This window comes from Sporosarcina sp. P17b, assembly GCF_002743115.1.
Classification (GTDB): domain Bacteria; phylum Bacillota; class Bacilli; order Bacillales_A; family Planococcaceae; genus Sporosarcina; species Sporosarcina ureae_C.
The window spans coordinates 158,789-181,928 of sequence record NZ_PDYP01000004.1; the positions used below are offsets into that span (position 1 = coordinate 158,789).

27 protein-coding genes are annotated in these 23,140 nt (G+C 44.3%); 25 read left to right on the plus strand and 2 right to left on the minus strand.

Features of this window, described 5'->3' with window-relative positions; translation table 11 throughout:
• Nucleotides 1-69: 69 nt before the first annotated feature.
• Nucleotides 70-597, minus strand: coding sequence for a DUF2529 family protein (locus CSV76_RS06530; protein WP_099625036.1), 528 nt, complete (start codon nt 595-597; stop codon nt 70-72).
• 241 nt (nt 598-838) lie between these two features.
• On the opposite strand from CSV76_RS06530, the gene CSV76_RS06535 reads away from it, so the two are divergent.
• The 15 genes from CSV76_RS06535 to CSV76_RS06605 all read left to right on the plus strand — a co-directional run bounded on the left by CSV76_RS06535 (nt 839) and on the right by CSV76_RS06605 (nt 14,311).
• Nucleotides 839-1,207 (plus strand): response regulator, encoded by a 369-nt coding sequence (locus tag CSV76_RS06535; protein ID WP_085429073.1) that lies wholly within the window; start codon nt 839-841, stop codon nt 1,205-1,207.
• A 98-nt stretch (nt 1,208-1,305) separates the two neighbouring features.
• Nucleotides 1,306-2,163, plus strand: a complete 858-nt coding sequence (locus tag CSV76_RS06540; RefSeq protein ID WP_085428132.1) for a class II fructose-bisphosphate aldolase — start codon at nt 1,306-1,308, stop codon at nt 2,161-2,163.
• 96 nt (nt 2,164-2,259) lie between these two features.
• Nucleotides 2,260-2,907 (plus strand): fructose-6-phosphate aldolase, encoded by a 648-nt coding sequence (fsa, locus tag CSV76_RS06545; protein WP_085428133.1) that lies wholly within the window; start codon nt 2,260-2,262, stop codon nt 2,905-2,907.
• 20 nt (nt 2,908-2,927) lie between these two features.
• Nucleotides 2,928-4,205 (plus strand): UDP-N-acetylglucosamine 1-carboxyvinyltransferase, encoded by a 1,278-nt coding sequence (locus tag CSV76_RS06550; RefSeq protein WP_099625037.1) that lies wholly within the window; start codon nt 2,928-2,930, stop codon nt 4,203-4,205.
• Nucleotides 4,206-4,342: 137 nt separating this feature from the next.
• Nucleotides 4,343-5,308, plus strand: a complete 966-nt coding sequence (gene glpX / locus CSV76_RS06555) for a class II fructose-bisphosphatase (RefSeq protein ID WP_099625038.1) — start codon at nt 4,343-4,345, stop codon at nt 5,306-5,308.
• A 160-nt stretch (nt 5,309-5,468) separates the two neighbouring features.
• Nucleotides 5,469-6,749, plus strand: a complete 1,281-nt coding sequence (gene rho, locus CSV76_RS06560; protein WP_085428136.1) for a transcription termination factor Rho — start codon at nt 5,469-5,471, stop codon at nt 6,747-6,749.
• 388 nt (nt 6,750-7,137) lie between these two features.
• A complete protein-coding gene (gene rpmE / locus CSV76_RS06565) occupies nt 7,138-7,353 on the plus strand; it encodes a 50S ribosomal protein L31 (RefSeq protein WP_085428137.1) in 216 nt (71 codons plus the stop codon).
• A 269-nt stretch (nt 7,354-7,622) separates the two neighbouring features.
• Nucleotides 7,623-8,219, plus strand: a complete 597-nt coding sequence (locus CSV76_RS06570) for a thymidine kinase (RefSeq protein ID WP_085428138.1) — start codon at nt 7,623-7,625, stop codon at nt 8,217-8,219.
• A gap of 92 nt (nt 8,220-8,311) precedes the next feature.
• Nucleotides 8,312-9,388, plus strand: a complete 1,077-nt coding sequence (gene prfA, locus CSV76_RS06575) for a peptide chain release factor 1 (RefSeq protein WP_099625039.1) — start codon at nt 8,312-8,314, stop codon at nt 9,386-9,388.
• Nucleotides 9,381-10,232: a peptide chain release factor N(5)-glutamine methyltransferase gene (gene prmC / locus CSV76_RS06580; RefSeq protein WP_099625040.1), complete on the plus strand. Its 852-nt coding sequence runs from the start codon at nt 9,381-9,383 to the stop codon at nt 10,230-10,232. The genes prfA and prmC overlap by 8 nt, the downstream gene beginning before the upstream one ends.
• Nucleotides 10,233-10,279: 47 nt before the next feature.
• On the plus strand, nt 10,280-10,846 hold the full coding sequence (locus tag CSV76_RS06585; RefSeq protein WP_099625041.1) for a stage II sporulation protein R: 567 nt from the start codon (nt 10,280-10,282) through the stop codon (nt 10,844-10,846).
• A 60-nt stretch (nt 10,847-10,906) separates the two neighbouring features.
• Complete coding sequence (locus CSV76_RS06590; RefSeq protein ID WP_099625042.1) at nt 10,907-11,938, plus strand: L-threonylcarbamoyladenylate synthase; 1,032 nt, start codon at nt 10,907-10,909, stop codon at nt 11,936-11,938.
• 77 nt (nt 11,939-12,015) lie between these two features.
• A complete protein-coding gene (locus tag CSV76_RS06595; protein ID WP_085428143.1) occupies nt 12,016-12,519 on the plus strand; it encodes a manganese efflux pump MntP in 504 nt (167 codons plus the stop codon).
• Nucleotides 12,520-12,575: 56 nt separating this feature from the next.
• A complete protein-coding gene (locus tag CSV76_RS06600) occupies nt 12,576-13,022 on the plus strand; it encodes a low molecular weight protein arginine phosphatase (protein ID WP_085428144.1) in 447 nt (148 codons plus the stop codon).
• The gene (locus tag CSV76_RS06605; RefSeq protein ID WP_099625043.1) at nt 13,019-14,311 is read left to right on the plus strand and encodes a methyl-accepting chemotaxis protein; all 1,293 of its coding nucleotides are present in this window, start codon (nt 13,019-13,021) and stop codon (nt 14,309-14,311) included. The genes CSV76_RS06600 and CSV76_RS06605 overlap by 4 nt, the downstream gene beginning before the upstream one ends.
• Before the next feature lie 47 nt (nt 14,312-14,358).
• On the opposite strand, the gene CSV76_RS17215 is transcribed toward CSV76_RS06605, so the two are convergent.
• Nucleotides 14,359-14,496, minus strand: a complete 138-nt coding sequence (locus tag CSV76_RS17215; RefSeq protein WP_158232744.1) for a hypothetical protein — start codon at nt 14,494-14,496, stop codon at nt 14,359-14,361.
• A 475-nt stretch (nt 14,497-14,971) separates the two neighbouring features.
• Here CSV76_RS17215 and rpiB point away from each other — a divergent pair, with 475 nt between their 5' ends.
• The 10 genes from rpiB to CSV76_RS06655 all read left to right on the plus strand — a co-directional run bounded on the left by rpiB (nt 14,972) and on the right by CSV76_RS06655 (nt 23,127).
• Entirely contained in the window at nt 14,972-15,412 is a 441-nt protein-coding gene (rpiB, locus tag CSV76_RS06610) for a ribose 5-phosphate isomerase B (RefSeq protein ID WP_085428147.1), read from the plus strand.
• 18 nt (nt 15,413-15,430) lie between these two features.
• Nucleotides 15,431-15,976 (plus strand): TIGR01440 family protein, encoded by a 546-nt coding sequence (locus CSV76_RS06615; RefSeq protein ID WP_198166160.1) that lies wholly within the window; start codon nt 15,431-15,433, stop codon nt 15,974-15,976.
• A 54-nt stretch (nt 15,977-16,030) separates the two neighbouring features.
• Nucleotides 16,031-17,284: a serine hydroxymethyltransferase gene (gene glyA, locus CSV76_RS06620; protein ID WP_099625044.1), complete on the plus strand. Its 1,254-nt coding sequence runs from the start codon at nt 16,031-16,033 to the stop codon at nt 17,282-17,284.
• 330 nt (nt 17,285-17,614) lie between these two features.
• The gene (upp, locus tag CSV76_RS06625; protein ID WP_085428150.1) at nt 17,615-18,244 is read left to right on the plus strand and encodes a uracil phosphoribosyltransferase; all 630 of its coding nucleotides are present in this window, start codon (nt 17,615-17,617) and stop codon (nt 18,242-18,244) included.
• A gap of 15 nt (nt 18,245-18,259) precedes the next feature.
• A complete protein-coding gene (gene wecB, locus CSV76_RS06630; RefSeq protein WP_099625045.1) occupies nt 18,260-19,378 on the plus strand; it encodes a non-hydrolyzing UDP-N-acetylglucosamine 2-epimerase in 1,119 nt (372 codons plus the stop codon).
• A gap of 1,124 nt (nt 19,379-20,502) precedes the next feature.
• Entirely contained in the window at nt 20,503-20,871 is a 369-nt protein-coding gene (locus CSV76_RS06635) for an ATP synthase subunit I (protein WP_085428152.1), read from the plus strand.
• A gap of 32 nt (nt 20,872-20,903) precedes the next feature.
• Nucleotides 20,904-21,614: a F0F1 ATP synthase subunit A gene (gene atpB, locus CSV76_RS06640; protein ID WP_083034955.1), complete on the plus strand. Its 711-nt coding sequence runs from the start codon at nt 20,904-20,906 to the stop codon at nt 21,612-21,614.
• Nucleotides 21,615-21,684: 70 nt separating this feature from the next.
• Nucleotides 21,685-21,897, plus strand: a complete 213-nt coding sequence (gene atpE / locus CSV76_RS06645; RefSeq protein ID WP_029053447.1) for a F0F1 ATP synthase subunit C — start codon at nt 21,685-21,687, stop codon at nt 21,895-21,897.
• Nucleotides 21,898-22,042: 145 nt separating this feature from the next.
• Nucleotides 22,043-22,594 (plus strand): F0F1 ATP synthase subunit B, encoded by a 552-nt coding sequence (atpF, locus tag CSV76_RS06650; protein ID WP_369823302.1) that lies wholly within the window; start codon nt 22,043-22,045, stop codon nt 22,592-22,594.
• On the plus strand, nt 22,591-23,127 hold the full coding sequence (locus CSV76_RS06655) for a F0F1 ATP synthase subunit delta (RefSeq protein WP_099625046.1): 537 nt from the start codon (nt 22,591-22,593) through the stop codon (nt 23,125-23,127). Before atpF ends, CSV76_RS06655 begins: the two co-directional genes overlap by 4 nt.
• The last annotated feature ends 13 nt before the right edge of the window (nt 23,128-23,140 follow it).

Genomic DNA, 23,140 nt, shown 5'->3' on the forward strand with positions numbered 1-23,140 from the left:
TACTACAATCTTAACTTCAATGCACAACAAAAAGTATGATCCACTCACCTTGCAAACCCTTACCCCATATCACAGCTCGTCATCTTCATCCGCCAACATATCATCAATCGACAGCTTCACTGCCTCATAAACAAACAACGCAGCAAGCGCATGGGGCTGGACAATTCTTTCGCCAGTAGGACCCGGAATCAGACCCTTTTTCAAACCTGTCGAAATATACGTATACGCAAGAGAAGCGAGCTCATTGTCGTCATCTTCTTTATCAGCAGCCAACACAGCGAATGGGATGAACTGCTCCGCCAGCTCACGTGCCAGCTCAAGCGCAGCAGGATGATCGGCCTTTCGCACAAGCAACCACACGCGGTCAGCCGGTGTTAATGCCAACTCTTTTGTGTAACGAATCGCATCATCCAACGGTTCGACACCATCCAGTGCAGTCGCAGTAACAGCTTCCAATTCATCAAAAGCTGCTAAGACAATTCGTCCTTCGCCTACTACCGCTTGCGCCAATAAACGAGCAGTTTCTTCCATCGATTCTTCTTGACCTTCTGCAATTCTCTCCAGAAGACCTCTAATTTGTGTAGTTAATATTTTCACGAAAATCCCTCCAAAAGCTCAGTATATGGGAGAAAAGGAAGAAGTGCAAAATAGTTGACGAAAAATAGAGGAGTTGTTGGAATTTTCTTGAATAACATTACATAGACAAATAAAGTAGAGAAATAGAACCACACACAATTTTGCTGAAAATGAAATATCTTTGTATACAGACCGTAATAGTCGGGTTACAATAAAGTTTACAAAATTAAACAGGGGAAATAAGGTGATGGGGGATATGAAGATGAAACATTTACTAATTGTGGACGACCAGCCGGGGATCCGATTATTACTAGAGGAAATATTCAAACCAACGGGAATAATGACAGCGCTTGCATCGAATGGAAAAGAAGCGTTGGAAAAAGTCAGCGAACAACAACCTGACTGCATTTTGCTTGATATGAAGATGCCAGGCATGAATGGTGTCGAGGTCCTTCGAGAAATCCGAACCCTGTTGCCAGACGCGATTGTCATGATGATGACAGCGTATAGTGAAACCGAAATGCTGGAAGAAGCTAATAAACTAGGTATCGAACAACACTTTACTAAACCATTCGATATATTCGAAGTGCGTGATAGCGTGTTAAAAAGGTTGGAGTTACTAGACGTCTGATAGTAGTAATCATCGCATGAATTTGATATGCTAGTGGATAGAAATTAATATAATTAAAACACATAAAAAATTCGTGGAAACTCAAGGAGGAATTATACATGCCACTCGTCTCGATGAAAGAAATGATGATTCAAGGTAAAGAGCAAGGATATGCAATTGGTCAATTCAACCTAAATAACTTGGAATACACGCAAGCGATTCTACAAGCTGCTGAAGAAGAGAAATCGCCTGTTATTTTAGGTGTTTCAGAAGGCGCTGCACGTTATATGGGCGGATTTAAAACAGTCGTTATGATGGTCAAAGGACTAATGGAAGAATACGGTACGACTGTGCCAGTAGCGATTCATTTAGATCACGGTTCTAGCTTTGAGAAGTGTAAAGAAGCGATTGAAGCAGGCTTTACTTCTGTTATGATCGACGCATCTTCTAAGCCACTTGAAGAAAACATTGAAATCACGAAAAAAGTGGTAGATTTCGCACAGCAACATAATGTATCAGTAGAAGCTGAACTTGGCGTAGTAGGCGGTCAGGAAGACGACATCATCGCAGACGGCGTTATTTATGCAGATCCGGCTGAATGTAGAGAGCTTGTAGAAAAGACAGGTATCGATTGTCTAGCACCTGCACTAGGTTCTGTACACGGACCGTATAAAGGCGAACCGAATCTTGGATTTGAAGAAATGGAAGAAATCTCGAAACAAGGAGATATTCCACTCGTGTTGCATGGCGGCACAGGCATTCCGACGAAAGATATTCAACGCGCCATTTCACTTGGTACGTCTAAAATCAACGTCAACACAGAAAATCAGATTCAAGGTACAAAAGCTGTACGCGACATCTTAAACGAAGATTCCGAAGTGTATGATCCACGTAAATTCCTCGGACCTATGCGCGAAGCAATCAAAGCAACTGTAATTGGTAAAATGCGCGAGTTCGGCAGTTCGAAGCAAGCGTAATTATAGATTGAAGATAGAACAGAGGAGGAGCGCAATACGTCTCCTTCTTTTGCATTTTAGCTAGATGAATTAACTACAACTAGGGGGACAATACACGTGAAATTTTTTATAGATACAGCCAATTTTGAAGAAATCAAGGAAGCGCACAGCTGGGGCATTATCTCTGGGGTTACAACTAACCCATCCCTAGTCGCGAAAGAAAATATTTCATTCCATGATCGTTTGAAAGAAATCACGGCACTCGTACCAGGTTCCGTCAGTGCAGAAGTTATCGCGTTGGATGCAGAAGGTATGATAGAAGAAGGGCGTAAGCTAGCAGCTCTTGCAGAAAACATCACGGTGAAATTACCGATGACACCTGAAGGCTTGAAAGCTTGTTCTGTATTTGCATCAGAAGGAATCAAAACGAACGTTACGCTAGTGTTCAGTGCCAATCAAGCCTTGCTTGCAGCACGTGCAGGCGCGACATACGTTTCACCATTCATCGGACGTTTGGATGATATTGGTCAAAATGGCGTCGAATTAATCGAAACGATTTCAGATATCTTCACAATCCATGACTTGGATACACAAATCATCGCAGCATCTATCAGACACCCACAGCATATTACGGCTGCTGCACTTGCTGGAGCACATATTGCGACAACTCCATTCAACGTACTTCAGAGTCTGTTTGCACATCCACTAACTACTAAAGGAATCGATCAGTTTTTGAAAGACTGGGAAACTAGAACGAATAAGTGATAGAACAAAAGGAGCTTGAAATGGACGTTTATAAAATCAAAGGCGGAAAACGACTGCAAGGAACGATCAGAGTAAGTGGAGCGAAGAATAGCGCAGTGGCTTTAATCCCTGCCGCTATTTTAGCTGACTCGCCTGTCACCATTGCAGGACTTCCAGAAATTTCAGATGTCTATACATTGCAGGCGCTCGTCGAAGAAATCGGCGGTAAAGTGGAAATGAAAGATGGTACGATGATCATCGATCCAACTGAAATCATTTCTATGCCATTGCCTAACGGTAACGTCAAAAAACTTCGTGCATCCTACTATATGATGGGAGCGATGCTTGGTAAGTTCAAGCACGCTGTCATCGGATTACCTGGAGGTTGTCACTTGGGTCCACGCCCGATTGATCAACATATAAAAGGCTTTGAAGCCCTAGGCGCAAGAGTCGAAAATGAACACGGCGCTATTTATTTGCGTGCAGAAGAACTATACGGCGCGAAAATCTATTTAGACGTCGTCAGCGTGGGTGCTACGATCAATATCATGCTTGCGGCTGTTAAAGCAAAAGGAAAAACGATTATTGAAAACGCAGCGAAAGAACCTGAGATTATTGATGTCGCGACTTTGCTATCCAATATGGGCGCGAATATTAAAGGTGCAGGAACGAACGTTATTCGTATCGAAGGCGTGGAAACATTGCACGGTACGAAACACACAATCATTCCGGACCGTATTGAAACAGGTACGCATATGATTATGGCTGCTGCAATTGGCGATGGTGTCACAATTGATAATGTCATTCCTTTACACGTTGAAGCTGTCACAGCGAAGCTTCGCGAAATGGGCGTGAAAGTAGAAGTCGGCGAAGAACAGATTTTCATTCCGAAAACTGAAAAACTTCATGCGGTGGATGTGAAAACTCTTGTTTATCCAGGATTCCCGACAGACTTGCAACAGCCGTTCGGTGTATTGTCGACACAAGCGGAAGGCTCATCTATCCTAACAGACACGATTTATCCAGCACGCTTCAAACAAATCGATGAGCTTCGTCGAATGAATGCAGACGGCCGTGTAGAAGGTCGATCAGCTATCATAACAGGTCCTACTCCATTGCATGCGGCAACGGTTGAAGCGACAGATTTACGTGCAGGAGCCGCATTGTTAATTGCTGGATTATTGGCAAGTGGAGAAACGGAAGTTCGTGAAATTGAACATATTGAACGTGGTTACGGCAAGATCGTTCAGAAGCTACAAAATCTTGGAGCAGATATTAGAAAAGTGGAAGTACTCACACCGACTTCGATTTCCGAGTGACGCTAATTGCCAAAACGTGTATAATAGACTCAAACGACACATCCACTATCTAGAAAGTAGTCAATGGATGCGGACGTAGGCAAATGAAAGGTAATACGCAATACGCGCCTTACCGCAAACAGGAGGAACAAAACATTATGGAACGTAGTTTATCGATGGAATTAGTGCGTGTAACAGAGGCGGCAGCCGTAGCGGCAGCTCGCTGGATGGGACGCGGTTTGAAGAACGAAGCAGACGACGCGGCAACAGAAGCAATGCGTACAGTATTCGATACGATCCCGATGGAAGGTGTAGTCGTCATCGGTGAAGGTGAAATGGACGAAGCACCTATGCTATATATTGGTGAAGAACTTGGGACAGGTCACGGACCCGCTGTAGATATCGCTGTCGATCCAGTCGAAGGTACGAATATCGTAGCAGCAGGTGGATGGAATGCACTAGCTGTTCTTGCGGTTGCAGATAAAGGCAACTTGCTAAACGCACCGGATATGTACATGGACAAAATTGCAGTAGGTCCTGAAGCAGTTGGTAAAATTGATATCGACGCAAGTGTTACAGATAACTTGAAGGCTGTAGCAAAAGCGAAAAACAAATCAGTATCTGACCTAGTAGCATCTGTTTTGAACCGCGAACGTCACGCAGATATCATTGCAGAAATTCGTGAAGCAGGCGCTCGTATCAAATTGATCGAAGATGGCGATGTAGCGGCAGCTATTAACACAGCCTTCGATGACACAGGTGTGGATATTTTATTCGGAAGAGGCGGTGCACCTGAAGGGGTAATCGCAGCAGTCGGATTAAAATGCTTAGGCGGAGAAATTCAAGGGCGTCTCGTACCTTCAAATGATGAAGAGAGAGAACGTTGCATCAAGATGGGTATCGACGTAGAAAAAGTTCTATACATGGACGATTTGGTAAAAGGAGACGACTGTATTTTCGCAGCAACAGGCGTAACAGACGGCGAATTGATGGATGGCGTACAGTTTAAAGGTACGTATTGCCGAACTCAGTCGATCGTTATGCGCTCGAAATCAGGAACTATTCGTTTCGTAGAAGGTCGCCACAGCATGAAGAAAAAACCTCTTCTCGTCATGCAAGACTAACTCCCTCAACACCCGGTGTCACAGCCGGGTCTCTATTTCCTAAAAACTATTCAGATCCATAATGTCCGGCTATTAAAGGAAAGGAAGTACACAATGTACTATCCTTTCTATTTACTATGCCAAATTTCCCTACAATAAATGAAGAGTGGTGTACGCATAGATGACGATGATTACGCTTGCGGACCTCGAGAATATGACGCTCAAAGAGCTTTACTCTCTAGCTAAGCAATTTAAAATTACTAACTATAGCAAACTGACAAAGAAAGAATTAATTTTTGCTATTTTGAAATCACGCGCCGAACAAGAAGGCTTCTTTTTCATGGAAGGCGTTCTCGAAATTATACAATCTGAAGGATATGGCTTCTTACGTCCTATCAATTACTCATCCAGTTCAGAAGATATTTACATTTCTGCATCCCAAATCCGTCGCTTTGATCTACGTAACGGAGACAAGGTAACAGGTAAAGTTCGTCCACCAAAGGAAAATGAACGCTTCTATGGATTATTGCAAGTCGAAGCAGTCAATGGACAAAATCCGGAAGTCGCACGCGAACGTGTTCATTTCCCAGCGTTGACACCTTTATATCCTGATCGTCAAATTAAATTAGAAACATCGAGAAATAACGTGTCTACACGCATCATGGATCTCGTCTCGCCTGTTGGATTTGGTCAACGTGGATTAATCGTCGCTCCTCCTAAAGCGGGAAAAACGACGTTGTTAAAAGAAATTGCTAACTCCATCACTACAAACCATCCTGAAGCTGAACTAATCGTTCTATTGATCGACGAACGTCCAGAAGAAGTAACGGATATCGAACGTTCTGTTAAAGCAGATGTTGTCAGTTCGACATTTGATGAAGTACCACAAAACCACGTGAAAGTAGCGGAACTAGTACTCGAACGCGCAATGCGTCTAGTAGAAAGTAAACGCGACGTCATCATCTTGATGGACTCCATCACACGACTAGCACGTGCATTCAACCTAGTGATTCCACCAAGCGGACGCACATTATCCGGAGGAATCGACCCAGCAGCTTTCCACCGACCAAAAAGATTCTTCGGTGCAGCACGTAACATAGAAGAAGGCGGAAGCCTAACAATCCTTGCCACAGCTCTAATCGAAACCGGCTCACGCATGGACGAAGTCATCTACGAAGAATTCAAAGGAACCGGCAACATGGAACTGCACCTAGACCGCAACCTAGCCGAACGCAGAATCTTCCCAGCACTCGACATCCGTCGCTCCGGCACACGAAAAGAAGAACTGCTCATCCCTAAAGAAAACCTAGAAAAACTGTGGGCTATCAGAAAAACCTTCTCAGACTCCCACGACTTCACCGAACGCTTCATGAAAAAACTAAGCCAATCCGATAACAACGAAGAATTCTTCGACAAGCTAAACGAAGAAATGAAGGCGAAAAAAGGTAAGGGCCTTATCTGATTTTCTAACGTATTTTTTATATTACGCTTTTAAACCAGCATAAAAAGGTGATGTGCGTACTCAAAAGGTAAGATTGCAGCGGAAGCCGAGGGGCGACTCCCAGAGGATCAGCTCACCGCGAGCCCTCTAGGAAAGCGTCCCCTCGGCTGCAGCGGAAATCCAACCCCTAACTAAGTCAGCTTATGCCCATTAAATACCCAAATCAAACACTTGCGCAATGTATCGAATTTTGCTATACTAATCAAGTACAGTTTTTCTGTACACCGCATATACGGCTGACAAACACGGGTCGTGTACGGCATCGATCGTTTTATAGGCAAATGGCCAATAAAACATCCAGAATTTCACACTCTGTTCCAGATGGTTCAGGGCGAAAGGAGAGATATCGATGAAAGCAGGAATTCATCCCGATTACAAACTTGCAACAGTAACTTGCTCATGTGGCAATACATTTGAAACAGGTTCTGTAAAAGAGGATATTCGAGTGGAAGTATGCTCAGAATGTCACCCATTCTATACTGGCCGTCAGAAGTTTGCTACAGCAGATGGACGAGTTGACCGTTTCAACAAAAAATACGGCATCAAGTCAGAAGAACAAGAGTAATAAAAGCCAGATACCCGTCAGGTGCAGTCGTGCCAGACGGGTATTTTTATTAATTTATTGCAGATACTAGAGACAGCGTGCTCATAGAAGTCGCCCGAGTGCTCTATCGCTGGCGTCAACCGCTCATAGAATGAGGTTGATCGCTCTATCTGTGCCCGTTTACGCTCATAGCAGTGGTATAACCGCTCTATCGAGCCCACAACCGCTCATAGGATTAACACACAACGCACAAACCACATACATAGCACGACATCGAAAGGAGATTGACCATGTACGTTTCAATGCAAGGCGGCTGGATGGAAGTCATCTGCGGCAGTATGTTTTCAGGTAAATCGGAGGAGCTTATTCGCCGAATTCGACGCGCGGAATTTGCCAAACAAAAGATTGCGGTATTCAAACCGGCAATTGATGATCGGTATAGCGAAGAGGCAGTTGTGAGCCACGACGGTGCGTCCACGATCGCTAATCCTATTTCCAAAGCGAGTGAAATACCAAATCTCGTTTCAGATGATTTCGATGTGGTCGCCATTGATGAAGCCCAATTTTTCGACGACGATATTATAGACGTTGCGATCATGCTTGCGGATCGCGGCTTTCGTGTGATCATTGCAGGACTCGATCAAGACTTTAAAGGCGAACCATTCGGACCGATGCCTGAATTAATGGCTGTGGCAGAACTAGTGACGAAACTTCAAGCAGTTTGTACTGTGTGCGGATCGCCTTCAAGCCGAACACAACGATTAATAGACGGACAACCTGCATGTCAGGATGACCCGATCATTCTAGTTGGCGCATCCGAAGCTTATGAACCACGTTGCCGCCAGCACCATGAAGTCCCTGTTAGCCGTATGCAACATGTAGAATAAACATATTTCCGTCTATCCGTAAGCAAGAAAGGATAGGCGGTTCTGCTATATACTAATATAGAAACCACTATTTCAGAAGAGGTGAACCGACTATGTTCGATAGACTACAAGCAGTTGAAGACCGTTATGACCGACTGAATGAACTACTTAGTGACCCCGAAATCGTTAATGATTTGGACAAATTACGCAGCTATTCAAAAGAACAATCTGATTTACAAGACACCGTCGAAGTATACCGTGAATATAAACATATCCATGCGCAATATAAGAATGCCAAAGAAATGCAAGATGAACCGCTTGATGATGACATGAAAGAATTAGTCAAAATGGAAATCGATGAACTCGAAGACCAAATTGAGTCGCTTGAAGAACAATTAAAAGTATTACTCATTCCAAAAGATCCGAATGACAATAAAAGTGTCATTATGGAAATCCGTGGTGCAGCAGGAGGAGACGAAGCAGCTTTATTTGCGGGTAGTCTTTATCGGATGTATACACGTTTCGCGGAAATGAATCACTGGAAAGTGGAAGTGATTGATTCATCACCGACTGAACTCGGCGGCTTCAAAGAAATCATCTTCATGATTGATGGAAAAGGGGCCTACTCGAAGTTGAAGTACGAAAATGGAGCACACCGCGTGCAACGTGTACCGGAAACTGAATCAGGCGGACGAACTCATACGTCTACTGCTACTGTTGCGTGTTTGCCGGAAGCGGAAGAAGTAGAAATTGAAATTCACGATAAAGATATCCGTACCGATACATTTGCGTCATCTGGACCAGGAGGGCAATCCGTCAACACGACGATGTCTGCAGTACGCCTCACGCATTTACCGACAGGAACTACAGTATCGATCCAGGATGAAAAATCCCAAATTAAAAATAAAGAAAAAGCCATGAAAGTATTGCGTGCACGAGTGTATGATAAATTCATGCAGGAAGTACAAGCTGAATATGATGAAAAACGAAAATCTGCAGTTGGATCAGGTGACCGTTCCGAACGTATTCGCACGTATAACTTCCCACAAAACCGTGTCACGGACCATCGAATTGGTCTGACGATACAAAAGCTTGATCAGATTATTGAAGGGAAGCTGGATGAAGTCATCGACGCATTAATTATTGAAGAACAGGCACATCGCTTGGAAAGTTTGGATCGCAATGACTGAGACAATGCTCGAATCTGTGCAACGAGCACAACAATTGCTGGACGCACGCGGTATGGACACGCATGCTGCTGAACTTGCCATGCGCTCTGTCACGGGTAAAAGCCAGGCCAACTATTTAGCTAGTTTGCGCGAACAAGTTCCGCATGAACTGTGCTCGAAATTCTGGTCCATCATCACAGAACTTTTGACCGGCAAGCCAATTCAATACATCCTCGGTGAAGAATCCTTTTACGGCTATTCATTCGAGGTCAATGAACACGTACTGATTCCACGTCCTGAAACGGAAGAACTCGTACATTATGCGTTGCAACGTGCTACTCAATTATTTGGTGAACGAATGATTCAAGTAGCGGATATCGGAACAGGCAGTGGAGCGATCGCGATCGCATTCAAAAAAGAAAGACCGACTGCGGAAGTGACAGCGACTGATTTTAGTGAATTAGCGCTCGAAGTCGCACAACGTAATGCACAACGCAATGAAGTCAACGTGACCTTTTTACAAGGGGATATGGAAGAGCCGTTGAAACATCAGAAGTGGGATATCATTCTATCTAATCCACCGTATATTGCAGATTATGAAAAAATTGATATGTCACCAACTGTCTATGACTTCGAACCGCAAACTGCGTTATTTGCGGAAGAAGACGGTCTCTATTTCTACCGTAGACTAGCAGAGAATCTATCGCCTCTGATGAATCGACCTTCACTGATCGGTTTTGAAATAGGCTATCTACAAGGCCCGGCAGTGCAAAAATTTCTTGAAGAAGCCTTTCCGGAAGCGACTGTTGAAGTCATCCAAGACATCAATAAAAAAGATCGAATGATATTTTGTGAGATTCGATGAATAAAACTCCCTCCTGTGGGTCAAGATAGAGTGCAGGAGGGGATGACATGTTACAAGATTATCCAATAAATCAACAACCGACTCAAACTTCGAAACTAGTGGCATTTATAGAATTCGTACTTATATTACTTACTATACAAGCAGTGTTGCTTGTATTCGGTCAACAAACAAATGCTGGTGAAGCGACGCAATTTCGTATTCTTGCAAACTCGAATACCGTAGCGGATCAGCAAGTGAAACAAAACGTTCAGGAAAAAATTGCACCATTGCTAGAGAAAGCTATTAGCCAATCTATGAACACACAACAAATCAATGCTAATCTTCAAGTGTTGGAGCCGAAGATACTTGAAATCGCTAAGACGCAAGTAAACGGCGCACATGTAACGCTTGAACATAGTGCGGCAATGATCCCGCCAAAACGCGTAGGATTTTTCATTCAGCCCCAGGGCGTTTACGATGCATATGTCGTTAAAATCGGTGCAGGTAGAGGGGATAATTGGTGGTGTTCACTGTTTCCTAACGTTTGTTTCCCTGAAGAGGCAACAGTCGCTGAAACAGAAGAAGAACCTGTTACATTCTTCATTTGGGAGTGGATAAAATCACTGTTCAAATGAAACTATTCACACATTTTGTGGATAAAGTCACTGAAATGTGTATAAAGAGGGGTTGAGCAAGTGGACACTACACAAGAAATAGTGGATAACCTAGTGGATAACGATAGAATCTATGAACAAGCTGTGGATATCCTTAAATCTGGAGGTATTGTTGCCTTTCCGACTGAAACAGTTTACGGATTGGGAGCGATCGCGACAGATGGGCAAGCAGTACAGCGGATCTTTGAAGCAAAAGGTAGACCTTCAGATAATCCGCTAATCGTACATATTGGGAACCAGTCAGACATCGAGAAATATGCGACAGACATCCCTGAAATTGCAGAAGTCTTAATGAAAGCTTTTTGGCCGGGACCGTTAACGTTAATCATGGAAAAGAAACCGGGCGTTATTGCAGATGTTGTCACAGCTGGACTTAGTACCGTAGCCATTCGTATGCCAGACCACCCGATAGCGTTGGAGTTGTTACGAAAACTCGATCAGCCATTAGCTGCACCAAGTGCAAATCGAAGTGGAAAGCCGAGCCCGACGGAAGCGGATCATGTCTATCACGATTTACTAGGTAGAGTACCGTTAATTCTGGATGGTGGAGAGACAGGAGTTGGCTTGGAATCCACAATCTTGGATATCACAGTCACGCCACCTGTCATTTTGCGTCCCGGCGGCATAACGAAGGAGCAGTTGGAAGACTTGATTGGTACCGTCCACATGGCGACGTTACCCACAGATCAAACGTCAGCACCGCGCGCACCGGGAATGAAGTATACACATTACGCACCCGAAGCACCGCTATTCGTCATTGGGTCGAATGCCGATACTATTGCGCATGCGCTAGAGACCATTCACCAGCAAAACAAACGTGTGGCTATCATTGGACCTGATGAGTTATACACAGAGCGCGCGGATTGGTACTTTTCCACAGGCCCGATCAATAGTCGTGAAGCGATGGCGTCAAGCTTGTACAAAGCGATTCGTCAATGTGACAATACCAAAGCCGACATTATCTTAGCCGTTGAGACAGACCTTTCGGGTATTGGGGCAGCGGTCATGAACCGACTCGATAAAGCATCAGACGGCAAGCGTTTCATGGAATAACATTTCAATAACGATGAATAGCCCCCTTCAGCATCCGCATAAGATGAGTACATGCGACTTGCAAGGGGGCTTAGTCTTTGATAGAAATCATATCAGCTATCGTGACAACTATCGATATTTTGATTGTCTATACATTTTTGCAACTACGGCGAGGTCGATTGATGATTATGCTGTGGACTACTATACTGAATATGCTACTGCCACTCATTGGCTTCTACGCAGGAGAATGGGTGATGTCCTATTTCGTAGGATGGAGTCATTTGCTTTCGGGTGTACTGTTATCACTCATCGGCCTTCATATTTTACTTGCCGACAGTGAAGAGCAATCCATCGTAGAGATGATTTCACCATTTTTCCTAGCGCTGATCGTCAGTATAGATGCGTTCGCCGTCAGTGTGACATTCGGTATGATGCAGTTGAATAAATGGCTATTCATCATGGCATCAGGTCTCTTCTCATTCGTCTTTTCGGGCATTGCGTTTTTATCCGCAGGTCGTCTACGTTTAATAAATGGAACATTCATTAGACGTCTGACAGGTATTGTTTTCATCTGTATAGGTGTATTGTCCTTTATATTTTGAAGAATAGTGTTTCTTTTTCCTCATGAATCCGGTATTCTGTAAAGTAGGTGAAGAAAATGAATATTTATTTTATATGTACAGGTAACACATGTAGAAGTCCTTTGGCAGAGGCGTTAGTTAATCATGCCAATGTACCAGGGTTTACTGCGAAGTCCGCTGGCATTCATGCGATAGATGGATTACCCATCTCCTCGAATTCAGCGCAACTGTTGAGGGAAGAAGGAATCTCTTTCTCTCCCTACTCCAATGAAGTTAAGTCATCTGAGATGGAATGGGCTGATATCGTGCTGACAATGACAGCAAACCATCGCGATTTACTGCACAGCCGCTTTCCGCACATGAAAGAGAAAGTCTTTACATTAAAAGAGTACGCGGGCATAATGCCAGGTCTTGATGTACATGATCCATATGGCGGAGATTTGGCTACATACCGCACGACATTCAATGAGCTGACAGAACTCATTAACTCAGTCATCCGAAAGTTAGCGGAGGGGAACTTATGAAAGAACCGAAAAAAGTAGGGCTGCGGGCGAAACTCGTTCTATTTATCGTGATTCTCGCAGTCATTACGTATACTACCAGTGCTGTATTCATTAACTGGGTACAGCCAACGTTCTTCCCGAATGTACAACCGTTCATTTTTCAATTGCTAACATACGCGATGGGCGTCATGTGGTCAGGTATTTTAGCGGCCATGTTCAGCGTTATTTTGACCAAGCCATTGCAACGTTTGGAAACAGCCGCGATGAAAGTGGCGGACGGAAAAATCGGTACGGACATTCAATTGCCTAATTCTTCAGATGAAATCCATTCCGTCTCCAAAGCATTTCAGCAAGTGGTCGTTAATTTGCGTAATATTATTGAGCAAATTGAATCGAACTTTCAAGCAACTGCTCAATCAGTCGATGAATTGACTAAGGAGACAAGCGCTGCATCCGGTCAATCGGACGCCATCGCGCGCACGATCGGAGAAATCTCCAATGGTGCAGAACATACGTCAGAGGCGATTCGTGAAACCGTCCATGCGATTGAGGATATCCGGCAACTCGCGATGGAAGTCAATAGTCGGGCGGATCAATCTTCAGAGCAGTCTAAAATGATGTTACGAGAATTGCATGCGACAACCGAGATCTTCCAATCCGTATTAGCGGGAATCCATCAAATGAGCAATCAAAGCGAACATTCATTGGAAACGATTCAAGTACTCGATGAAAATGCCCATAAAATCGGTGAAATCGTGGAACTCGTAGGCAACATAGCGGGTCAGACAAACTTACTCGCACTTAACGCCTCTATAGAAGCGGCGCGAGCAGGAGAACATGGTAAAGGCTTCGCCGTCGTCGCGGAAGAAGTCCGCAACTTAGCCGATGAAAGCGCAAAAGCAGTGCAGATGATTTCGGGGCTTGTCCAAACGATCCAGGCAGACGTTAAACGAGTAGTGTCTGAAATGCAAAAACAAGTAGAAACGGCATCTACTGAAGCCAAACGCGCAACAAAAACGAATGAAAATGTCGAGACCATGACCGACACAATCCATACAATGGCGCAATTTGTAGAGGAAATCACTGATATCGTCGGCAATCAAATGCGGACAATCGAGCGCACAGCCAAGCAGTCGATGGAAGTAGCCTCAATCGCAGAGCATACCTCAGCGGGTGCGGAAGAAGTCCGCGCGGCTACGGACGAACAGGTAGCATCGATAGACCAAACGAAGACGAAGGCGTTAGAGTTGAAGGAGCAATCGGAAGAGCTGTACAAAGTCATCCGAAAGTTCGACCGCACGCCAGTTTAATAAGCAAAGACGATCCAGGGGCATTTCGTGCTCGGGATCGTCTTTTTTTAATGTACGCGTAGAGAGTTTGTTTTAAGATTCTTTGCAGTAGGGCGATCATTGGCCCCACTTCGGCGGTGGTGGATGGCTTCCGCAATGAGCCAGACAGGAAGAGCGCCTGGCTGTCTCATTGCTCCGCCTACCACTGGCAGCCGCCTTCGTTAGATAATGTGTAGGACAGTTCAGATTCTTCTTTTGCAAGAATAAGGAACGAATTCTACCAGGTCACTGGTTTTATCTACTATAAACCACAACCTAACTTGGTTCCCACTTAGTAGCGCAGGCACAACTGCGGGGTAGGCCGTGGCCATGAGACAGCTAGCAGCCCCACCGCTAGTTGGCTCATGGCTGGAGGCAATCCCCCACGTGCCTGCGCGAGTCCAAAGCATGACCCTCACTACTTTCCATGAACAAGCCAATATCGAGCAACGACCCTAACCCACAAAAACACCGCCAAAAAGACGTACGATACATTAACTTTATTCATATAACATTCGTCTTTATGACAAAACTTCAACGTTTCAAAATGAATAATTCATAAAAAGTACAGTAAAACCGATGATTTTTTTATCGAACAATGATAGAATAAGCGATAAGTAAAAATAGAAATGAGGGTGCGCAGTGAAAGTTGCAATTTCTTCAGACCACGGAGGCAACAATCTCCGAAAAGAGATCACCAATCTATTAACCGAACTCGACATAGAATATATCGACTACGGGCCGGACGCCGACACTTCCGTCGACTATCCAGACTATGCAGTACCAGTAGCAAATGACGTCGTAGCAGGGAAAGTAGACCGCGGCATCTTGATTTGTGGCACAGGAATCGGCATGTCCATTTCCGCCAATAAAGTCAAAGGCATTCGTTGCGCGCTCGTTCATGATGTATTCAGCGCAAAAGCAACACGCGGACATAACGACTCCAACATCTTAGCAATGGGAGAACGCGTAATTGGACCAGGGCTAGCACGAGAAATCGTTAGCACTTGGCTTGAAACCGAATTTGAAGGCGGCCGTCACGAGCGTCGTATAAATAAAATGATGGAACTTGAAAAGAACTAACGAAAGCAGGTGGAACAAGTGGATGCCATTCAATTATGGAAACTGCAACTAGAACAAGCATTGACCGAATTTGCTGAACAAGCACCACCTGCCGAAGAGACGATTTTCGTCGTCGGCTGTTCTACTTCTGAAGTAGCAGGTGCACGGATCGGCACGAACGGTGCACTTGAAATAGGAGAGGCATTATTCGCACCGCTTCAGGCGTTTGCGGATAAATACAATGTGCATTTAGCTTTCCAAGGTTGCGAGCACATTAACCGTGCCATTACTTTGGAACGCAAGACGGCACAGCAATTTCATTTGGAACCTGTATCCGTCGTGCCTGTCTTTAAAGCGGGGGGCTCTATGTCCACCTATGCGTACAAGCAATTCAGCGATCCTGTCGTAGTGGAATCTGTACAGGCAAATGCCGGTATCGACATCGGACAAACTTTAATTGGCATGCAAATGAAGCCGGTTGTAGTACCAATCCGAACATCCATTAACAAAATCGGTGAAGCTGTCATCACACTCGCGACAACTCGTCCAAAATTAATTGGCGGAAGTCGTGCTAAATACGAATAAACCGTGTACAATACAAGAAAATATAAAACTATCAGAAAAAGGGGATACTATCCAATGGACTTAAGCAAAGTACAACGCGATGATGCAGCAGTATATGAGGCAATCATGGCTGAAAAAAACCGTCAGAACTCTAACATCGAACTAATCGCATCTGAAAACTTCGTTACGGAAGCGGTAATGGAAGCGCAAGGATCTTACTTGACGAATAAATACGCTGAAGGATATCCAGGCAAGCGTTACTACGGTGGATGTGAGCACGTAGACGTTGTTGAAAACATCGCACGCGACCGCGTTAAAGAAATCTTCGGCGCAGCATATGCAAACGTACAGCCACACTCCGGTGCACAAGCAAACATGGCTGTTTACTTTACAGCACTTGAGCCTGGCGATACAGTTCTTGGGATGAACCTTTCTCACGGCGGTCACTTAACACACGGTTCACCAGTAAACTTCTCCGGAAAGCTTTATAATTTCGTAGATTACGGTGTAACAAAAGAAGAAGAAGTCATCGACTATGAAGATGTTCGTCAAAAGGCGCTTGAGCACAAGCCGAAAATGATCGTTGCGGGTGCAAGTGCATACCCACGTGCAATCGACTTCGCAAAATTCCGTGAAATTGCGGATGAAGTTGGCGCATATTTGATGGTAGATATGGCACACATCGCTGGACTAGTAGCAGTAGGCGAGCATCAAAATCCAGTTCCACACGCACACTTCGTGACATCTACAACGCATAAAACATTGCGTGGACCACGTGGCGGTATCATTCTATTGAATGAAGAAACAGCTGAAGAATTCGGTAAGAAAATTGATAAAACAGTATTCCCAGGCGTTCAAGGTGGACCATTGATGCACGTAATCGCTGCAAAAGCGGTAGCGTTCAAAGAGGTATTGGATCCTTCATTCAAAGCGTACGCGCAACAAGTAAAGAAAAACGCTGTAGCATTGGCTGAAAAACTTCAAGCAGAAGGTATTGATGTAGTTTCAGGCGGTACGGACAACCACATCGTACTTGTGAAGCTGAAATCACTTGAACTAACAGGTAAAGTAGCAGAGCACGTATTGGATGAAGTCGGTATTACAGTAAACAAGAACACTGTACCATTCGACACAGAAGGACCATTCATTACATCTGGTATCCGTATCGGTACACCTGCAGTTACAACACGCGGTTTCGTTGAAGAAGACATGGTAGAAGTGGGACGCATCATCGCAGAGTTATTGAAAAACCACGAAGACCAGTCAGCAAAAGACGAAGCACGTAAAGCAATCACAGCTCTAACAGATCAGCATCCTCTATATAAGTAAGAAATGTAGCGCCTGACATTGTGTCAGGCGTTTTTTAGTGTGGTGTTCTAGAGTCTATGAGCGGATAAAGGGGAGAATAGAGCGGATAAAAGTCATGATAGAGCATTCAGGGTTCGCCATAGAGCGGATCACGTGCCATATAGAGCGTTCAACGGTCGTGATAGAGCGCTAAATCGCATACATTGAGCATATGTCTGAATATCTAAATACTCGCAACCTTTGCTGAACTAACCTTAATCTATTTCGTTCGAACAAATCACACATGTTCACTGCGCCTATCGCAAAGTTTCTGTTATAATGTACAAGATATTCCGAAAAGGAGCGATATAAATGGGAAAAGTACATGTATTTGATCATCCATTAATTCAGCACAAATTAACGTTTATACGAAAGGCAGATACAGGCACGAAAGAATTCCGTGAACTAGTGAACGAACTAGCGACACTTATGGCGTTTGAGATTACACGTGATCTACCAACACAAGAAATCACGATCCAAACACCCGTCTGTGAAGCGAAATCACGCATTTTAGCAGGGAAGAAATTAGGTATAGTTCCAATCTTGCGCGCGGGAATTGGTATGGTAGACGGAATCATCGATCTAATCCCGGCTGCAAAAGTGGGGCACGTTGGATTATTCCGCGACCCAGAAACACTAAAACCTGTTGAATACTTTGTAAAGTTACCATCTGACGTATCCGAACGCGAATTCATCGTAGTGGATCCGATGCTTGCGACAGGCGGCACAGCAGTCGAGGCAATCAATTCAATGAAAAAACGTGGTGCAGTGAACATTAAGTTCATGTGCTTGGTCGCAGCTCCAGAAGGCGTGGAAGTATTAACAAAAGCACACCCCGATGTAGATGTATACATCGCAGCGCTAGACGAAAAGCTTGATGAACATGGCTACATTGTACCGGGTCTAGGTGACGCGGGTGACCGTTTATTCGGCACAAAATAATGGAGGGATCATTCATTGACTAAGAAATGGAAAGTGATGACCATTTTCGGTACGAGACCGGAAGCTATTAAAATGGCACCACTTGTATTGGAACTTGAAAAGCATCCAGAGCAAATCGAGTCAATTGTTACCGTCACAGCACAGCATCGGCAAATGCTTGACCAAGTGCTGGAAACATTCAACATCACACCAGACTATGATTTAAATATTATGAAAGACCGTCAGACACTGATCGATGTGGCTACGCGCGGTCTTGAAGGTCTGGATAAAGTAATGAAAGAAGCGCAACCGGACATCGTGCTCGTTCACGGCGATACATCCACGACGTTCATTGGTAGTCTGGCTGCATTCTATAATCAAATTTCAGTAGGACACGTCGAAGCGGGACTACGTACGTGGAATAAATATTCTCCGTACCCTGAAGAAATGAATCGCCAACTGACAGGTGTCATTGCGGATCTTCATTTTTCACCAACGGAAAGATCAGCACAAAACCTGATCGACGAAGGGAAAAACAAAGAACGTATCTACGTCACGGGCAATACTGCCATCGATGCATTGCAAACTACGGTAGATCCTGATTACCATCATCCGATTTTCGATACTCTTGGTGATGATCGCTTAGTACTGTTGACAGCACACCGCCGCGAAAACCTCGGCGAACCGATGCGCAACATGTTCCGTGCGATCAACCGTCTGCTCGACAAACACGATGACATCCAGGTAATCTACCCTGTCCACATGAATCCGGCAGTACGTGAAGTGGCGGATGAGTTGCTCGGTAACAACGACCGCGTGCATCTAATCGAACCGTTAGAAGTATTGGACTTCCATAACTTTGCGGCGCGTTCGCATATTATCCTGACAGACTCAGGCGGCATTCAAGAAGAAGCACCATCTCTCGGAAAGCCAGTTATCGTCTTGCGAGACACGACCGAACGCCCAGAAGGTATCGATGCAGGAACGCTGCGCTTGGCTGGAACTGAAGAAGAAAGCATCTTCCAACTTTCCGACGCACTCCTGTCCGACGACGCAGAGTACGAAAAAATGTCCAAGGCCCACAACCCATATGGTGACGGCCACGCCTCCAAGCGTATTGTAGGATGCCTACTCGAGTATTTATCTTCTTTATAACAACCCAAAACAGCAGAGAACCTTCTGCTGTTTTTTTCTATAGTAAGAGTTAGTAGAAGGGGGGGAAGTTATTTAAGTTCAAAAGCAAATGCATGGGAATAGTAATTGAATATGTGTGCATGAAGGGATGGAAGCTCCAGTTGGCGGACGCTTTCCCATGGGCTCTCGGTGAGCCAACCAGTTCGCTAGTGCAAAGATGTGCTCCTAACGCTTCGCTTTTACTCGCAAAAGCCGTCCTTCGCTACGGCTCTCGCTCTCTTTTGGTTGTCTCTCCTTTCGAGCTGATCCATCGGGAGTCGCCGCCAACTTCCGCTTCCATCCTACGTTGATAGTGGAAGTACTTAGATCACTCATTGTAGGTAGTATTTGAATTATTGTTTTGTCTTAACTTCTTTAGATACAAGTACTGAAGTTCAAAAAACCATTACAACACTTATTTCAATGCACAACAAAAAGTGTAACCTACTCACATTGCAGGGATTGGCGCGTAGGAGGGGCGACTCTGGGAGGATCAGCCCGATCAGGTAAGACAACTAAGAGAGCGCAGCGAACAGTTGGCTTACCGCGGGCCCTCCAGAAAGCGTCCCCTCCGAAGCGCAAATCCCCACCCCAACACTCTGCCAACTTTCAAATTAAGTAACCCAATGTAATCCAAACTATTTAAACATTAAATCTTTAAACAAATAACAAGCAAATCCATACCAAAAGTCCTTCAAAACCTTTATACAAAGCCTTCAAACAAATATGTCGAATGTTTGACAAAGAGAACACATTGTGAATTTATTCACTAGAATCAATTGACATCAAAAAGCCCCTATTGTATGCTAACAAAGGGTAAGATTGATAAGGAACTCATACATAAATTGAGTACAGAAATCATGTTTCAGAGGTTTCAAGTCTTCACTCAGAAACGCAAAATCCTAAAACTTTGTGGACGTCGCACATAGCAACGTCACCTGGTGAACGGAAAATTGCGATTCACTTACAATTTCCAGGTTCCTTTGCAAGGAATCTATGTCGTTGAAAGATGATCAAAACGACAAAGACTCATCTCTCGACAATTGTCGAGAACTACTGAACACTTCAGACGCTGTTATCCAAAATACGAATTGGGAGAATCGACAATGCAAAGTATGCAGGAAATTTTTACACAGCAAAAGAAGAGTTTCTTTTTTTTGCTTGCATTGTTCGTGCTCGGCTGGTTCTTCTTGGACTACCGTACCATCTTCGCGGGACTCATCTTAGGTTCACTTTTCGGAATGTATAACTTTTGGATTCTCGTTCGACGTATGGAGCGGTTTGACCGATCCATTACGGAGGAAACACGTGCGAAGTCACTAGGTATGGGCTTGCGTTTTGCATCAGGTGTAGGGGCTACGGCCATTGCACTCGTTATGCCGGAAGAGTTTGATCTGATCAGCACGGTAATCGGGTTAATGATACCCTACGCATTGCTGTTTACTGGTCATCTGCTGTTCCAATGGAAGCAATGACACTTTACTAGCAAGGGGAGGTGAACAAAAACGTGAATCATGAAAATCCACAGTTTATTTTATTCGGGATCGGGTTTAACCCATCGAATATACTGATGTTATTTGTAACGTGTCTGATTGTCTTCCTGATTGCAGTTGCATCTACGCGGCGGCTTCAAATGAAACCTACGGGTATGCAAAACTTCATGGAGTGGGTTATGGACTTCGTCAAAGGCATCATCAAAAATAACATGGACTGGAAAACGGGAGGCCGCTTCCACGTACTAGGCATCACTTTGATCATGTTTGTATTCGTTGCAAATATGATTGGACTTCCATTCGCAATCGTGTGGGATCACCAACTTTGGTGGAAATCACCGACAGCCGATCCAGTTATCACGTTAACCCTCGCTGCTACAGTTGTTGCGTTAACGCATTACTATGGTGTGAAACAACTCGGAATGGGCAAGTATTTGAAAACATACTTCCAACCGATTCCATTCTTGGCACCATTGAAGATCATTGAGGAATTCGCAAATACGTTGACACTCGGTCTTCGTCTTTACGGTAACATTTTCGCAGGTGAAATCTTAATTGGTTTGCTTGCAACATTGGGTGCTTCAAGCATCTTCGGTCTTGCCGGAGCTGTTATACCAGCACTTGCATGGCTCGGATTCTCGGTATTTATCGGGGCAATCCAAGCGTTTATCTTCGTTATGTTAACGATGGTCTATATGGCTCACAAAGTCAGCACAGACCACTAAACATATATTTACCCCGGAATAGGGGAACAAAACTACAAAGAATATTAGGAGGAAATACAAAATGGCAGGTATGGGATTATTAGCAGCAGCTATTGCAGTTGGTCTAGGAGCACTTGGTGCAGGTATCGGTAACGGTTTGATCGTTTCTAAGACAGTTGAAGGGATCGCTCGTCAACCAGAAGCACGTGGCGTTCTACAAACAACAATGTTCATTGGTGTTGCATTGGTAGAGGCACTTCCAATCATCGCAACAGTTATCGCGTTTATCGTAATGAACAAATAATTTTCGTAATGGTGGCGAAGCACGTAGAAATAGGTCTTCGCCATGCTTTATGTGGTAAAACATATGAATGAAATGAACATAGAATACATCTGCTTTGGCAGAAGAACGAAACAAAGAGTCATGAGCTCTTGAAGGGAGTGAAACAATCGTGTTGGATACCTTCGTCCTCTTATCAGCAAACGCTGACGCAGGATTTTTAGCTAGCTTAAACCAACGTCTGAACCTAGGCGACATTATCGTCACTGTAGTATTTTTCACGATTCTCATGGTACTTCTAAAGAAGTTTGCATGGGGTCCGTTAATGGGCGTGATGGATCAACGAGCGCAATTAATCGCTACCGAGATCGAACAAGCCGAAACAAGTCGTCAAGAATCTGCAAAGCTTCTTGAAGAGCAGCGTGCTCTATTGAAAGAAGCACGTGAAAGCGCACAATCTATTGTAGAAAATGCGAAAAAACAAGGTGATACTCAACGTGAAGAGCTGATTATGGCTGCACGCGCTGAAGCGAACCGTATGAAAGAATCTGCAACTCTTGAAATTGCTACTGAAAAAGAGAAAGCAGTTGCAGCAGTACGCGAAGAATTCGTATCTCTTTCTATCTTGGCTGCGTCTAAGGTTCTTGGGAAAGAAATTTCTGAGGAAGATAACCGCGCATTGATCGAAGAAACGATTGTGAAGGCAGGCGAAGGGCGATGAGCCAATCGGTAATCGCAAAACGTTATGCCGTAGCATTGTTTGAAGCCGCACAGGAAAAGCAACAAACTGTTTCCGTGCAAACTGATTTAAAAGAATTGCAAAAAGTCTTCGCTGCAGAAAAGCAGTTTGACGAACTATTAGTTTCGCCAAAGTTCTCACCAGAACAGAAGAAAGAATTGATGGGACAACTTTTCAATGGAGCAAATCAACTTGTACTGAACACACTATATGTGTTGATCGATGCAGGTCGTATCGGAGAAATAGATAATCTAATCGAAGACTACCTGGAACTTGCTAACGAAGCTTCCGGAGTTGCCGAAGCGAAAGTCTACTCTACGCGTTTGCTTTCTGATGAAGAAAGTTCAGCGATCTCTACTGCCTTTGCGCACAAAGTAGGGAAACAATCATTGCATATTCAAAACGTAATTGATCCAAGCTTGATCGGTGGCATTCGCCTTCAGATCGGCAATCAAATTTACGATAGCAGTATTAGCGCTAAGTTAGCGCGTCTTGAACGTCAATTAATCAATTAATTTGAATTAAGAG